Annotated in this window: 11 protein-coding genes; 4 read left to right on the top strand and 7 right to left on the bottom strand. The window is 33.3% G+C overall.

The genetic code is table 11. The features are described 5' to 3' along the window. Positions 1–247 precede the first annotated feature (247 nt). A complete protein-coding gene (locus tag BN863_RS04440; RefSeq protein WP_038527933.1) occupies positions 248–490 on the top strand; it encodes a hypothetical protein in 243 nt (80 codons plus the stop codon). 91 nt (positions 491–581) lie between these two features. Next, positions 582–1,592 carry an AI-2E family transporter gene (locus BN863_RS04435; RefSeq protein ID WP_242404069.1) on the top strand — a complete coding sequence of 337 codons (1,011 nt, stop codon included), beginning with the start codon at positions 582–584 and terminating at the stop codon, positions 1,590–1,592. A 255-nt stretch (positions 1,593–1,847) separates the two neighbouring features. Here BN863_RS04435 and guaB read toward each other — a convergent pair whose 3' ends face one another. From guaB to BN863_RS04405, 6 genes are all read right to left on the bottom strand, one after another. Then, positions 1,848–3,320: an IMP dehydrogenase gene (gene guaB, locus BN863_RS04430; protein ID WP_038527931.1), complete on the bottom strand. Its 1,473-nt coding sequence runs from the start codon at positions 3,318–3,320 to the stop codon at positions 1,848–1,850. Between the two features lie 232 nt (positions 3,321–3,552). Next, complete coding sequence (locus BN863_RS04425; RefSeq protein ID WP_038527929.1) at positions 3,553–4,923, bottom strand: HTTM domain-containing protein; 1,371 nt, start codon at positions 4,921–4,923, stop codon at positions 3,553–3,555. Positions 4,924–5,285: 362 nt separating this feature from the next. After that, complete coding sequence (locus tag BN863_RS04420) at positions 5,286–8,042, bottom strand: TonB-dependent receptor (protein ID WP_148304561.1); 2,757 nt, start codon at positions 8,040–8,042, stop codon at positions 5,286–5,288. An 86-nt stretch (positions 8,043–8,128) separates the two neighbouring features. Further along, a complete protein-coding gene (locus BN863_RS04415; protein ID WP_038527924.1) occupies positions 8,129–8,992 on the bottom strand; it encodes a hydroxymethylglutaryl-CoA lyase in 864 nt (287 codons plus the stop codon). A 32-nt stretch (positions 8,993–9,024) separates the two neighbouring features. After that, positions 9,025–9,651: a LysE family translocator gene (locus tag BN863_RS04410; protein WP_038527922.1), complete on the bottom strand. Its 627-nt coding sequence runs from the start codon at positions 9,649–9,651 to the stop codon at positions 9,025–9,027. Between the two features lie 3 nt (positions 9,652–9,654). Then, positions 9,655–10,689, bottom strand: a complete 1,035-nt coding sequence (locus BN863_RS04405; protein ID WP_038527920.1) for a quinone-dependent dihydroorotate dehydrogenase — start codon at positions 10,687–10,689, stop codon at positions 9,655–9,657. 101 nt (positions 10,690–10,790) lie between these two features. On the opposite strand from BN863_RS04405, the gene pepT reads away from it, so the two are divergent. Next, the gene (pepT, locus tag BN863_RS04400) at positions 10,791–12,026 is read left to right on the top strand and encodes a peptidase T (RefSeq protein ID WP_038527918.1); all 1,236 of its coding nucleotides are present in this window, start codon (positions 10,791–10,793) and stop codon (positions 12,024–12,026) included. A 311-nt stretch (positions 12,027–12,337) separates the two neighbouring features. Then, positions 12,338–12,970: a hypothetical protein gene (locus BN863_RS04395; RefSeq protein WP_038527916.1), complete on the top strand. Its 633-nt coding sequence runs from the start codon at positions 12,338–12,340 to the stop codon at positions 12,968–12,970. A gap of 73 nt (positions 12,971–13,043) precedes the next feature. Here BN863_RS04395 and carB read toward each other — a convergent pair whose 3' ends face one another. Further along, complete coding sequence (gene carB, locus BN863_RS04390) at positions 13,044–15,896, bottom strand: carbamoyl-phosphate synthase large subunit (protein WP_038527914.1); 2,853 nt, start codon at positions 15,894–15,896, stop codon at positions 13,044–13,046. Positions 15,897–15,906: the final 10 nt, after the last annotated feature.

The raw sequence follows: 15,906 nt of genomic DNA, 5'->3' as shown, positions 1-15,906 counted from the left end.
AAAGCTATAATACAAGTTGCTTTAACAAACGGAGTTAAGATAACTTTAGTATTTCAATTTGTAGTTTACGTTTTAAATATATTAAATCCCTGTTTTAATAAATGAAATGGCTTTAGCTTCAATTACAAAACCATTCAGAGTTCTACTAGACAGTACTTTAAAAACTGACTTAAAAAACAACAACCAATATAGTTCGAGAAAGCACGACCTGAACAAGGAATTTGTACTTTTGCGAAAACTTTAACACATGCGACAATTAAAATTAATTTGGGATTTTCGTGGGCCAAATGCATTGCAAACAGCAAAACATCATGAAATTCATTTAAAGGAATATATAGCCATAGAAAACTTAGATATTACCATAACAGGAATTACCGAATTGACAGAAATGCACGCTATAGCATTTTTAGTAGTAAACGAGTCGGACATGAAACCCGTAAGAGATGCATTAAAACCACATCGCGGGCAAGTTTACCTATCAGAATCATAAAAATTTATGTTTAAATTTATTATATTATCACTCATAAACTATAAGGTTTTAAACTACATTTGCATATCGATATTTTAAGTGATTTTATGCTATGTTAAACGATAGACGAACAACAAATTTTCTCTTACTTATTATAGTAATTCCTTTAGTTTTTTATTTACTAAAGGTGCTATCTTTTATATTTGTGCCATTAATTTTTTCAATGTTTATAGCATTGCTTTTTTTACCAATAATGAGATGGTTAACGAAACGCAATTTACCTAAAGCTGTAAGCATAATAGTTATTGTATTAATTATCTTAGTGTTCTTTAAACTCCTAGGTCATTTAGTCCATTTATCTAGTAAAGAAATTTTATCAACTAGTGATGCCTTTATATTTAAAGCTGAAGAAAAAATTAAGCTTTTAATTTCGAGTTTGGAGGCATTTTTTGGAACCGACTTATTAAAGGATAACATTAGTATTTCTAAACAGTTATTTGATAAAGATACCTTAGTTAATAATTTTGGTCCTACTTTAAATTTCTTGCGTTCTACAATAACCATGATGTTAATGACTGCTTTTTTTGTAGTACTTTGGTTAGCCGAATCTATAAACGTACACAACTTATTAAATCGTACGATTTTAAAACAAAAACATACTTCGGTAAAGACTTTTATGAAGATTGAAAAAGATCTTATAAAATTTATAAAAGTAAAAGTCTTCGTGAGTTTAATGACAGGAATTTTTACAGGATTAGCCTGCTATGCTTTCGATGTTAGTTTTCCTATATTCTGGGGATTATTTGCATTTATCATCAACTTTATACAAATGGTGGGTTCTTTTGTAACAGTAATATTGCTTTCTATTTTCGCATTTGTAGAAATAGAAGCCACGAGTACTTTAGTATTTTTTATTATGAGTATTACTGGAGTTCAGGTTATGTTTGGAACCATACTAGAGCCTGTATTCATGGGAAAATCTTTCTCAATAAACATTATTACCGTATTAGTTATGTTAATGCTATGGGGCTTTATTTGGGGTATTCCGGGTTTAATTATGGCTATTCCAATTACTGTTTTTGTAAAAATTATTCTAGAACATTTCCTAGTACTAAACTTATAGCCGCAATACTCTCTAAAGGCTAATACCGCTTTTTTACACTATTTTAAATCCCTCAATTGATATTTCGTTTGAGAATTTAATAGCAGTAAATTTACACCTTACAAAGCGTGCTTGAATCAATTAGGTCTTTATAGATGAGAACGACCTATACGTAATAAATTATTAGACATAAAAAAACTCCAATTAAAACAGTAATAAGTTTTAATTGGAGTTATTTAGTATAATAGAGAAAGCTAATTTACTTTCTATTATTTATTATCTTGAGTAATTTGGAGACTCTTTAGTAATGGTTACATCGTGAGGATGACTTTCGTTAATTCCACTAGCTGTAATTTTCACAAAACGTCCAGTTTCTTTTAACGTCTCAATATCTTTAGATCCACAGTATCCCATACCTGCACGTAAACCTCCAACAAACTGATGAATACTTTCAAACAATTCACCTTTATAATCTACACGACCAACAATACCTTCTGGTACTAATTTTTTAATATCGTCTTCTACATCTTGGAAATAACGGTCTTTACTACCTTCTTTCATAGCTTCTACAGAACCCATTCCTCGGTAAGATTTAAACTTTCTTCCTTCAAAAATAATAGTTTCTCCGGGAGACTCTTTTGTCCCTGCTAATAAAGATCCTAACATTACCGTATCTGCCCCGGCTGCAATAGCTTTAGGAATATCTCCAGTATAACGAATACCTCCATCTGCAATTACAGGTACACCAGAACCTTTAATGGCCGCTGCAACTTCTAATACCGCAGAAAATTGAGGAAACCCGACACCTGCAACAACACGAGTAGTACAAATAGATCCAGGACCAATTCCTACTTTTACTGCATCTGCTCCAGCTTCTACTAAATATTTAGCAGCAGCACCTGTAGCAATATTTCCTACAACAACATCTAAACTTGGAAATTTCTTTTTTACATCTTTTAATACATTCACCACACCTTTAGTATGTCCGTGGGCTGTATCTATAATAATTGCATCTACACCTGCATTAAATAAAGCTTCTGCACGATCTACAGCATCTCCTGTTACACCAATAGCAGCAGCAACACGTAAACGTCCGTAAACATCTTTGTTTGCATTTGGTTTCTGCGTTAATTTTGTAATATCTCTAAAAGTAATTAACCCAATTAAGTTATAATCAGTATCAACTACAGGAAGTTTTTCAATTTTATTTTCTTGTAAAATAACCTCAGCATCTTTTAAAGAGGTACCTTCAGCAGCAGTGACTAGATTTTTAGAAGTCATTATTTCTACAATCGGACGATTGTTTTTATGCTCGAAACGTAAATCTCTGTTGGTAACAATACCTTTTAATTTACCGTCTTCATCTACAATTGGAATACCTCCAATACCATGCTCTTTCATGCTGTTTTTTGCATCAATCACTTTCGCGGTTAACGGCAACGTTACAGGATCGATAATCATTCCACTTTCTGCACGTTTTACTTTACGCACTTCTTGAGCTTGCTGCGTAATGGTCATGTTTTTATGCAACACACCAATACCACCTTCTCTAGCCATAGCAATAGCCATAGCGCTTTCTGTAACCGTATCCATGGCTGCAGAAATTATAGGTACGTTAATCGTAATGTTTCTCGTGAATTTTGTTTGAATGCTTACCTCTCTTGGTAAAATTTCTGAAAATGCTGGAACTAATAAAACGTCGTCGTAGGTTAGTCCTTCTCCTAGAATTTTGTTTTCGTGTGCTGTCATGTTGCAATTAAGATATAATTGCGTGCAAATATATGGTTTTTAATTAGTAACTATTGAATTGCTACGACCTATTTTTTTCAGAGCCCTTATATTATACGAAAAATTAAATATGATTTTTTTTATAAACCTCTAATACATTTTATATTCTCGAAATGATATTGGCAAATCATTACACTTTCTATACCATTTCTATTGTATTTTATAAATTTTAAGCAGGTAGAACTCCAATTCCCTACAGTCCACTTATTTTATCATGAAATGGCAGAATCCACTTTTTATGACTAAAAGACTCCTCTTCTTGTACTAAATTCACTTCCGGATTTATAAACCTTTTGCTTGGTCTACCATTTAAAGTTACAAAACTATCTGCATAAATAGCGACATATTTATAACCTTCTGATTTATAGTGTTCTGCTAAATAATGAGCGTATTCCAAAATAAAGTCTGGTTGAAAACTCATTTGCTGTTCCTGTCTTTCGGTTAGAAATTCTGAATTATCGACATAACATACCTCTTTATTTTCTGGGTTAACCACTTTAAAACTAATTGTTCCAGATTTCTCGATTAGCGAGGTACGCCATGAAAACAAATACCCTTCGCCTGTCCAAAACAATTCGCCTTCATATAACATATATCGTAACGGGAATAGCAATTGAAAAACAAAAAACAAGCTAACAACTAAAAAAGGCAAAGGTGTTACGTAATGAAAATCTTTTGTCATTTTTAAAGCAGAAGACATATGAAACACATTCTGGAAAGGCGATAATAATGCTCTTAAAATCAGTAATGCTTTTTGATGCCATTCTGATGAGAAAAAAATAGGCGCACTAAAAACAAGAATTAACGGAAACATGCCTAATGGAAACATGGCTTGAGAAAACAACTGATTTCCTATTAATAAAATAAAAGCTATAAGTTGTGTGCGTTTATATAATAATAAAAAAGGAAGCGCTAACTCAAAAATCATAAAACTCCAGCTTACAGTATAATGAAACCAAGACGACTGTAACACAGACGCTCCAATAAATGGAATATTCTTACTAGAAGTTAACCACAACTCTAAAGGCATAGCACGAAACAACCAATCGGAATTTAATTTTGCTAAACCAGAATAAAAGAACACGATAAAAAAGATAAACTTAACACTGTCTAAACACCATTTTGGAACTGTTCGGTATGAGCGTTTAGAGCGCAAAGAATCGATTGAAAATGCAGCATTTGCAGGAAGAAAAATCATTAAGAAACTAAGTATCATAATAAAATAAGACGATGATTGATACACCGTTTTATCCATAAATTGAATATATGCGAAACTCAAAAAAAATGTAACCATTGCAATACGATACTTAAACCCTAACGCAACAAAAACAGATGATAGCGCGCAAATAGCAAACAATGCATACGTATACACACCTAATGGTTTAACCCAACTAAAAGCATAAAATGTAAAATGAAACTTGGGTTCTAGATATAAAGATTCAATCCATCCCTTTTGCCAAAATATAATTAAACTCACAGCCATTAGAAAACCAAAACAAACTCTAAATACCACTAATGGCGCAGGATTTGCTGTTTTCCGTATGTATGTGTTTAAATTAAACATAAAGGTTTGATTACTTTTTAATATTATTTTTTTTAAACGAATGGAATACCTAAAATCTGTAGAAAATAAAGTGGTCTAAACCATGGTATTAAAAAAAGTTACTTACAAATCTCTAAATATTTTTTAGTATAGGTAAGTAAAACGGACATTAATTCCATTTTTTATAATGAATTATAGTACTAACTAAAGAAATCAATCCGTTTTGAGCTTAAATTGGTTAAATCTATTACTTTTAATTATTATTCGGCTTTAGCCCTCTGTTTCATTTTAAGAGTAACTCATTATTAAACATAAAAAAAACATCAATATCTCATAGTTTATACCACTACCTGAAATTGATGTTCTCGATTGCTATTAATCTTCTATCGTCTTCCACCTCCGCCACCGCGATAACCACCACGTCTGCCAGAATTGCCTTGGACATTCATTCGTTGTCCTGCGAAACTCCCGAATTTATACGTGAAGTTTAACATGAAATATTGTTCTAATATATTGCTTTCTGTATCTTGAATATAGGTTTCTGTTACCGTACGTCTATACCCATTATTTTTACCAAGCATATCGTAACCCACTAGAGTTAACGTTGCTTTATTGTCCCATAATTCGACACCTAACCCAGCATTCCAAAACACAGCATCACCATCAAACTCATCACCTACACGGCTATTATAACGGTAAGACACTTTATTGGATAAAAACACATTTTTCAGAAAAAATATCGAGGCTTCAAAATCTACATTCTGAACAAAATATTTGTTATCATTAAATGCATCGGTATCATAAATAACCTTAGTTGAAGAATAACTGTATGAGGCACTTAAATCTAATTTATCATCGTATGAATATTTAAAGGACACCGACGGTCTTATGTTTGTTGTTTCACCCGTAAACTCAATTCCGTTTTGTATAGACAAGGCATTCTTAAATGACCCATTAATACGGCCATTTATATTCATATTTGTCTTTTGATTATAAAATGATTTTGTAACCGCCGCATTTCCAGAATACGAGTAATTGCCATTAATATTATCGTAAGTTGTATATTTAATTAAATCTTCGTTTGTAATTGTTGAGCTGATAATTTTATCGTCAACAAATTCGGCTCTAAGACTTCCCGTAACATTAATATTATTAAACGCTAAATTGTTTTGATATTGAAAGCTAATATTATGTGTTACCTCCGGCTCTAAAAAAGGGTTCCCAATAACAACATGTGTAATATTACTTTCATCTATAACAGGTTGCAATTGATTTACTGAAGGTAAATTTACATTCTGATTATAATTTAAATTAATATTCTTGTAACCATTTTTATCGCGATATCGTATTCTTCCCGAATAGGTAGCGTACTCAAAATCTGTTCTAAAATCCCGAGCTTCAACCAATTTATCTTTATAATTTCTAAAGGTATTGGTGTAACCTCCTTCTAACTCGAAACGGAAATCTTTATACTCGTAACGCAATCTTAAAGCAGGCCTAAGTGTGGTTGTAGCATATCTACTATCTGAACTTTGAATTTCATTAAAATCATCATATTCGTCTGTATTTTCATCAAAATCATAAATATAATTTTCATTTTTTTGCGAATTTATACGAGCAGAATAGCGAGGCATAATTCTGAAGTTTGTAAACAACTCTTTATTCCATAAGGCATTAAAGCTAATATTGCTGCTATAGCTATCTCTATTATTAATTTGATCTTGAATGTCTGTACTGTTTAGTCTTTCAATATAATTTTCTGAATAACTTTTGCTCTCAGAATTTCCTTTGCTAAAATCTGTATCTAACGACATATTTAAAAAATCTCTTTTCCCTGTTATTGTCGTTACACTAAATTCGTTATTAATACTATAGTTATCTGAAACAGATTGGTTTTCGGAATAATAATCACTAACTAAATCGCCATTTGTGTACTCCGATTTTTTTTCGGTTAAAGATCCAGACTCCGAACTCCCTACATTAACATCTATTTCATTAGAAATTTGAACTTTATTATTAGATAGTTTGTTTTTAGGTGGAATAATAAATTTTAAATCGCCTCCAGCTTTATGACTGTCGGAATCGCTAAAACTCTTACTTTTAGAATCTGTAGTATAATTAAAGTCTGGTAGAAAGTTCTCTGTATGCGTTATTTGTTCAACATCATTATTCTGCGCACTATATCTATAATTTCCATTTACCCGTGTTTCATTCCATTTTCCTTTTGTGTAATTGGCACCAACAAAATCGGATTCTATATACCCATTACTTGTATCTGTATCTGGCAAAGAATTAAATCCTCTTGTCATGTTAATGTTATTGGTTCCTCCAATTAACCCTAATTGTTTCCCATCTATCAATTTAAAAATATTGGCATTTGCTTGATATTTTTCATCGGTACCATATCCCACTTTAACATCACCAAAAGTGGCTCTGTTTTTTCCTTTTTTAATGGTTAGATTTATTTCTTTAGTTCCTGAATCGGATTCTTCACCCGTAAATTTCTGATTGTTGGTTTTATAATCTGTAACTTGAACTTTACTAATTACGTTGCTTGGCAAGTTTTTTAATGCAATTTCTCCATTTTTCTCACCAAAAAATGCCATCCCATCTACATTAATAGCCTCTACTTCTATACCATTCATGGTAATATTTCCATCTGTATCGATTTCAATACCGGGTAATTTTTTTAAGAGATCTTCAGCTTTATCATTGGGTAAGGTTTTAAAACTATCGGCATTATATTCAATTGTATCTTTCTTAATTAATATAGGTGGAGCTTGAGCTATTATAGACACCACATTTAATTCCTCAACTTGCACCTCTATAACAATCGCCCCATATTTAATTCCTTTCCGTCGGGCACATTTATATCTTGTGTATAGGGGTTTATACCCCATATAAGCAATATTGAAAATAGCTTTTGCCTCATTTTCTGCATTTACCTGAATAGAAAATTCACCATTTTTGTTAGTAATACCATAAGACATGGGAATACTGTCTTTAATGCTTTGAAGATAAACTGTAGCACCTTCTAAAACCGTTGAACTTGCATCTTTAACAACGCCTTCTAAAGTGAATTTCTGAGCAAATAGAGTGCTTGAAAAGCATAACAATAATAATAGGATTATTTTTTTCAATGTGGAGTGGAATAAGTTAGTTTAGAACTTAGACCTAACTAACTTAAAAAAGTTTAACCTCGAACTGTTAAAAGGTTAAGAAAACACTAATGGTAGTTTTTAAAAATCTTAATCGCCTCATTATACGCACTTTCAAAACTCAATGCATTTAACTGATTTTCTTTTTTTACTGTAAAATAAGATAATAACTTTTCGGTAGGCATATTTCCTACAAGTTCGTCTTTTGCCATTGGGCAGCCTCCAAAGCCTTGAATGGCGCCATCAAAACGTTTGCAACCTGCTTTATAGGCAGCATCTACTTTTTCGAACCAGGACTCTGCTGTGGTATGTAAATGAGCACCGAATTCGATATTAGGATATTTCGGAATTAAATTAGAAAACAAATAATCTATCGTCTCTGGTCCCGAAGTACCCACCGTGTCGCTTAAAGACAAGATTTTAACGCCCATGTTACTTAATCGCTCGGTCCAATCGGCAACCACATCTACACTCCATGGGTCTCCATAAGGATTCCCGAATCCCATAGAAATGTAAACCACAACTTCTTTGTTTTTTTGATCTGCAATATTAAGAATCTCCTGAAGTGTAATTACAGATTCAGCAATTGTTTTATGTGTATTTCGCATTTGAAAGTTTTCTGAAATAGAAAACGGAAAGCCTAAATAATCTATCGCTTTATGCATAGAAGCATCTTCTGCGCCACGTGTATTGGCAATTATTGCAAGTAATTTACTTGTGGTCTTAGACAAATCTAAACGTGCTAACACTTCGGCCGTATCGGCCATTTGCGGAATGGCTTTAGGCGATACAAAACTTCCAAAATCAATAGTATCGTAACCAACGCGTAAAAGCGACTGAATATACTGCACCTTACGTTCGGTAGGAATAAAGGTTTTAATGCCTTGCATAGCATCGCGCGGACATTCTATTACTTTTACCTGTTTAGACATGGATTGTTAGCATTTAGACTTTAAAAATACCATTATTTTTCTGAAAACAAGATGAAAATTGCAATCCCCGTAAATACAATTATTTGCATCCATTTTAAGAATTGACCAACACCTTTATGCTGCGTAATATATTTTGAAATGGTACCCGCTAATACAGCCAAAATTAAAAACACTAAAAAAGACACTGCCATAAAGACAAATCCAAGAATGTAAAATTGTTTTACGGTACTAAGCGTAGTACTAAACAAAAATCCAGGAAAAAAGGCTAAGAAGAATATAGATACTTTCGGATTTAAAACATTCATGATAAATCCTTGTTTAAACAATTGTAACCACGATTTCTGCGGCACACTATCTTTACTCAAAATAGCATTAGCATCACTTTTAAAAACATTATAAGCAAGATACAGTAAGTAAAAAGCCCCAAAAAGTTTGATTATAAAAAAGAGAGCATCGGATGCCTTAATAATAGCAGATACACCAAATGCCACCAGAGTTGTATGTACCAAACAGCCCGTAACTAATCCTAAGGCTGTTGCAATTCCAAACGATTTTCCGTTTGTTATACTTTGCATTAACACATACACAATGTCGGGCCCTGGAGCTACTGCTAAAGTTGCCGTTGCTAATATAAAAGAGATTAAAACATCGAGTTGCAAAAGTTATTTACGTTTTAGAATCGCTTTGTTAATTTTTTTAATGAGTGATGGTCCTTCGTAAATAAAGCCCGTATAAATCTGCACCAATGTAGCGCCAGCATCTAGTTTTTCTAAAGCATCTTCGGCAGAATGTATACCTCCTACTCCAATAATTGGAAAGGCTTTATTGCTTTTCTCGCTTAAATACTTAATTACTTTTGTGCTTTTTTCTTTAACTGGTTGCCCACTTAAACCACCGTTACCTATTGCGTCTAGTGCTGTTTGTGGTGCTTTTAACCCGCTTCTGTCTACCGACGTATTTGATGCAATTACACCATCTAACTTCGTTTCATTAACTAAATCTATAATTTCATCTAATTGAATATCGTTTAAGTCTGGAGCAATTTTAAGTAAGATTGGCTTTTCTTTAGCAAACGTTTTATTTGCTGTTTTAACCGTACTAATTAATTCTAGAAGATAATCTTTATCGTTTAATTTTGCATGACTCCCAACATTAGGACAACTTACATTTAGCACAAAATAATCTACGTATGGATGTAATGCATTAAAACAAGTCACATAATCTGCGGTATAGTGTTCTGGAGTGGTTTGAGTATTTTTTCCAATATTTCCTCCAATAAGAATTTTACCTTTATTCTTTTTAAGTTGCGTAATGGCAGTCTCGACACCTTCATTATTAAACCCCATACGATTTATTAAACCTTGGTCTTCAATAAGTCTGAAAATACGTTTTTTAGGGTTTCCGGCTTGAGGAATTGGAGTTACTGTTCCTATTTCTATAAAACCAAATCCGAAGTTAGCCAATTCGTTATATAGCACTGCATTTTTATCGAAACCAGCAGCTAACCCGACAGGGTTTTTAAATTTTAATCCGAACACTTCACGTTCTAATTTTTGGTCTTCAACAACAAATAATGCTCTAAAAACACTTGGAATTAAAGGGATTTTAGAAAGGAATCTCACCATTGAAAACGTAAAGTGATGTACTTTTTCAGGGTCAGCACTAAAAAATAAAGGACGAATTAATAACTTATACATTTTGGACTTATTTATGCAAAAATACTTTTAATTAAAAAATCCTACAATTCAAAAAGCATAAATAATTAATAATAGTATTTTTGTTTAAAATCTTAGCCCTTATGATAAATAGACAACACCTTATAGACCGTTTTGTAAGCTACGTAACTGTAGACACCGAATCGGATCCAGAAAGTAATACAACGCCAAGTACAGCAAAGCAATGGGACTTAGCCAATGCCCTTGCAGAAGAGTTAAAAGCAATAGGATTAGAAGATGTAAGCATAGATAAAAACGCATACATTATGGCTACTTTACCTAGTAATGTAGAACACGATGTACCAACCATAGGTTTTATTTCTCATTTCGATACGTCTCCAGATTTTACTGGAGCCAATGTAAAACCACAATTTGTGGAGAATTACGACGGAAAAGATATTGTTCTTAACAAGGACCAAAACATTATTTTATCTCCAGATTATTTCGAAGACTTACTTTTATATAAAGGCCAAACTTTAATTACTACAGACGGTACAACACTTTTAGGTGCCGATGATAAAGCAGGCATTACAGAAATAGTTACGGCTATGGAATATCTTGTACAGCATCCAGAACTTAAGCATGGTAAAATACGTGTTGGCTTTACTCCAGATGAGGAAATTGGCCGCGGTGCGCATAAATTCGATGTTGAAAAATTTGGTGCGGAATGGGCCTACACCATGGATGGAAGTGAAATTGGTGAATTGGAATACGAAAACTTTAATGCTGCCGGAGCTGTAGTTACTGTAGAAGGTAAAATTGTGCATCCTGGTTACGCTAAAGGTAAAATGGTAAACTCTATGTATATCGCTACTGAGTTTATTAATTCGTTACCACGCTTAGAAACTCCAGAACATACAGAAGGTTACGAAGGCTTTTTTCACTTAACCGATATTAATGGTGAAGTAGATAGTACTGTTTTAAAATATATTATCCGTGATCACGATAAGAGTCATTTTGAAGCACGTAAAGATATGATGCAAAAGTTAACCGACGAGTTAAATATGCAATATGGTCGTCAGGTGGTTTCTGTTGAAATAAAGGACCAATATTTTAATATGAAGGAAAAAGTGGAACCTGTAATGCATATTGTAGATATTGCTGAAGAAGCGATGAAACAAATTGGCATTACACCAAACATTAAAGCCATTCGTGGTGGTACTGATGGCTCTCAACTTAGTTATATGGGTTTACCATGTCCTAACATTTTTGCTGGCGGACATAATTTTCATGGACGTTACGAGTACGTTCCTGTAGAAAGCATGATAAAAGCCACAGAAGTTATTTGTAAAATTGCTGAACTTACTGCTAAACAATAACCGTTGCGTTAGCGATTGCAGTGGCATCCTTTTTTAGCTTTAATACATGGCTAAAAAAGATATAACGAAAAGCGCGACCCCTTGGGTAACGCCCAAAAAAGAATGTCTGATTGACTTAAAAGTTTTCAGACATTTTTTATTTTTGAAATACTGCAACACCCAACAACTTTAACAGATTAGGTTTTACCCTTATGTTATCTATTAAAAAAAAATAGTATTATCTTTATAGAAATTATCTCGTGTATGTCTTGCTAACCATATATTTTGGCAAGCAATTTGCAGTTCTTACACACAATCCTTTAAACAATAAAATGACCGATAATATATTTGTAAACCGATTTAACAAAATGACTAATGACGAACTTGAAGCCATTAGTTTTAATGAAGATACTTACACGGACGAAGCGCGATTAACAGCATTAGATATTTTAAAAAGCAGAGATGTAAATACAGAGGCTATAAATGCAGCACATAGTACTTTGGCCGCGGGAAGCATAGCTACTGAAAAAATCGTATTAGATATTCCTGGTTCTACAGAAACGTTTACCGCTATTAATACCAAAACTGAACCTTTACCCGAATTATATTCTAAGAAATTAATTTTAGTGATTTCTATTTTATTTTCGACGCTTATTGGAAGTATATTGCTGATTTCTAATTTAAAGAAAGTAGGCCATAGACAAGGTATGATTCAAGTAATTATATTTAGCTGTTTTTACTTATTTGTGCCTGTCACTTTAATTTCAACTTTAAACATAAACCCACAATTTGCAATTTTAGCAAATGTGCTTGGTGGCTATATTTTAACTGAATATTTCTGGAATAAATTTCTTGGAAAAGCTGTTGAATATAAAAAACGTGATTGGAGCAGAGCAGTTCTAATTATTTTAGCCATTACTATACCACTGTCTTATTTTGTACTTAAAAGTGGAGGTGCAATCTAGATTTAAGATTATATTGAATACAAAAAAGGCTTCCAAATTTGGAAGCCTTTTTTAGTATATATATATAGATGTCTTATTTATTTAAGTACATTCTACGACGTGAATAAATGTTGTAGAATTCATCGTCTCTTAAGTTATCTATAAACAAGATACTTTCTCCCGTACTTTTCATTTCTGGACCTAGTTTCTTATTTACATTATGGAATTTATTGAAAGAGAATACTGGTTGCTTAATTGCATATCCGTTTAATTCTGGCTTAAAGTCAAAATCGGTTACCTTCTTCTCTCCTAACATTACTTTAGTTGCGTAGTTTACATAAGGTTCTCCGTAAGCTTTCGCTATAAATGGAACCGTACGAGATGCTCTTGGATTCGCTTCAATAATGTATACTAAATCGTCTTTTACAGCAAACTGTATGTTTATTAAACCTACTGTATTTAAGGCTAAAGCAATTTTCTTAGTATGGTCTTTAATTTGCTCCATAACCAAATCACCTAAGGTGAAAGGTGGTAGCAACGCATTACTATCTCCCGAGTGGATTCCACAAGGTTCGATATGTTCCATAATTCCGATGATATAAACATTTTCGCCATCGCAAATCGCATCGGCTTCAGCTTCTATTGCACCATCTAAATAGTGGTCTAACAGTAACTGGTTTCCTGGCATTGTGCTTAATAAGTCTACAACGTGTTTTTCAAGTTCTTCTTTATTAATTACAATTTTCATCCCTTGTCCTCCAAGCACGTAAGATGGACGTACTAAGATTGGAAAGTCTAAACGATCTGCAATCTCCGACGCTTCGTCTGCCGTAGTGGCAATATCGAACTCAGGGTAAGGAATATTATTTTCTTTTAACATATTAGAGAACAATCCGCGATCTTCGGCTAAATCTAAAGCTTCAAAACTAGTTCCTAATATCTTAACACCGTACTTGGTTAATTTTTCAGCAAGTTTTAAGGCCGTTTGACCACCTAACTGAACAATTACACCTTCTGGTTTTTCATGCTTAATAATGTCGTAAATATGCTCCCAGAACACAGGCTCGAAGTATAATTTATCGGCTGTATCGAAATCTGTAGATACAGTTTCTGGATTACAGTTAATCATGATGGTTTCATAACCACATTCTGCAGCGGCAAGTACACCGTGAACACAACAGTAATCGAACTCGATTCCTTGTCCGATACGATTTGGACCAGAACCTAAAACAATAACTTTCTTTTTATCTGTAACAACACTTTCGTTATCTGCATATCTATTACCATCTGCAGTTTCCATATCACTTTCGAAAGTAGAATAGTAATACGGAGTTTTTGCTTCGAATTCGGCTGCACAAGTGTCTACTAACTTGTACACACGATTTACACCAAGTTCTTCACGTTTATTATATACTTGACTTTCTAAACAGCCCAACATGTGTGCTATTTGTCTGTCGCCATATCCTTTTTGTTTCGCTTCTAAAAGTAAATCTTTTTGAATGGTATCGATTTTAAACGTCGAGATTTCGTTTTTAAGCATATGTAATTCTTCATATTGCTTTAAGAACCACATGTCTATTTTTGTGATTTCATGAATTCTACTTAACGGAATTCCCATCTCGATTGCATCGTAGATAATAAATACACGATCCCAAGAAGCATGTGTTAACTTCTCGATAATTTGTTCGTAGTTTTTATTTTCTTTACCGTCGGCACCTAAACCGTTACGTTTAATCTCAAGAGATTGCGTTGCTTTGTGAAGTGCTTCTTGGAACGAACGTCCAATTCCCATAACTTCTCCAACAGATTTCATTTGAAGTCCTAAAGTTCTATCTGAACCTTCGAATTTATCAAAATTCCAACGCGGTATTTTCACGATTACATAATCTAAAGTCGGTTCGAATAATGCCGAAGTTGATTTAGTAATTTGATTGTTTAATTCATCTAAATGATAACCAATAGCCAATTTAGCCGCAATTTTTGCAATAGGATACCCCGTTGCTTTTGATGCTAATGCAGAAGAACGCGATACACGAGGGTTAATCTCGATAGCGATAATGTCTTCTTTTTCGTCTGGAGAAACAGCAAACTGCACGTTACAACCTCCTGCGAAATCTCCAATATTACGCATCATATGGATAGCCATATCACGCATTTTTTGGAATGTTTTATCGCTAAGTGTCATTGCAGGTGCTACAGTAATAGAATCACCAGTATGAATTCCGATAGGATCCATATTTTCTATAGAACAAATAATAACCACATTATCATTTGCATCTCTAAGTAATTCTAACTCGTATTCTTTCCAGCCAATTAAAGCTTTATCGATCATAACCTCATGAATAGGAGAAATCTCTAATCCGCGGGTTAATAATTCGTCGAAATCTTCTTCTTTATATACAAAAGATGCCCCAGCACCACCTAAGGTGTAAGATGCTCTAATAATTAAAGGGAAACCAAATTCTTGTGCAATTTCTTTACCTTTTAGGTAAGATGTAGCTGTTGCTTGAGGTGCCATTGGAATACCAATTTTAAGCATCAACTCCCTAAATTGCTCTCTATCTTCTGTAATATTGATGGCATCAATATTAACACCTATAATATCTACACCAAAATCTTTCCAAATTCCTTTTTCATCGGCTTCTATACATAAATTAAGTGCTGTTTGCCCACCCATAGTAGGTAAAACAGCATCAATATGCGGATGCTCTTCAAGAATTTTTACAATCGATTTTGTAGTTAACGGCAACAAGTATACGTGATCGGCCATAGAAGGGTCGGTCATAATCGTTGCTGGATTCGAATTTATTAGTACGGTTTCTATTCCGTCCTCGCGAAGCGATCTTAAGGCTTGAGTTCCTGAATAATCGAATTCACAGGCTTGCCCAATTACAATTGGTCCAGACCCTATGATAAGAATAGATTTTAACTTTGGATTTTTTGGCATTGTATTATAT

The organism is Formosa agariphila KMM 3901 (assembly GCF_000723205.1).
In the GTDB taxonomy this organism is placed as follows: Bacteria; Bacteroidota; Bacteroidia; order Flavobacteriales; family Flavobacteriaceae; genus Formosa; species Formosa agariphila.
Note: the sequence above shows the minus strand (reverse complement) of the source record. Positions and strands in the feature narration are given on the sequence as shown.

Coding starts and splice junctions, on each gene's coding strand:
- pepT (WP_038527918.1), top strand. CDS start 10,791: ATGATAAATAGACAACACCTTATAGACCGTTTTGTAAGCTACGTAACT.
- BN863_RS04405 (WP_038527920.1), bottom strand. CDS start 10,689: ATGTATAAGTTATTAATTCGTCCTTTATTTTTTAGTGCTGACCCTGAA.
- carB (WP_038527914.1), bottom strand. CDS start 15,896: ATGCCAAAAAATCCAAAGTTAAAATCTATTCTTATCATAGGGTCTGGA.
- BN863_RS04395 (WP_038527916.1), top strand. CDS start 12,338: ATGACCGATAATATATTTGTAAACCGATTTAACAAAATGACTAATGAC.
- BN863_RS04415 (WP_038527924.1), bottom strand. CDS start 8,992: ATGTCTAAACAGGTAAAAGTAATAGAATGTCCGCGCGATGCTATGCAA.
- BN863_RS04435 (WP_242404069.1), top strand. CDS start 582: ATGTTAAACGATAGACGAACAACAAATTTTCTCTTACTTATTATAGTA.
- BN863_RS04440 (WP_038527933.1), top strand. CDS start 248: ATGCGACAATTAAAATTAATTTGGGATTTTCGTGGGCCAAATGCATTG.
- BN863_RS04425 (WP_038527929.1), bottom strand. CDS start 4,923: ATGTTTAATTTAAACACATACATACGGAAAACAGCAAATCCTGCGCCA.
- guaB (WP_038527931.1), bottom strand. CDS start 3,320: ATGACAGCACACGAAAACAAAATTCTAGGAGAAGGACTAACCTACGAC.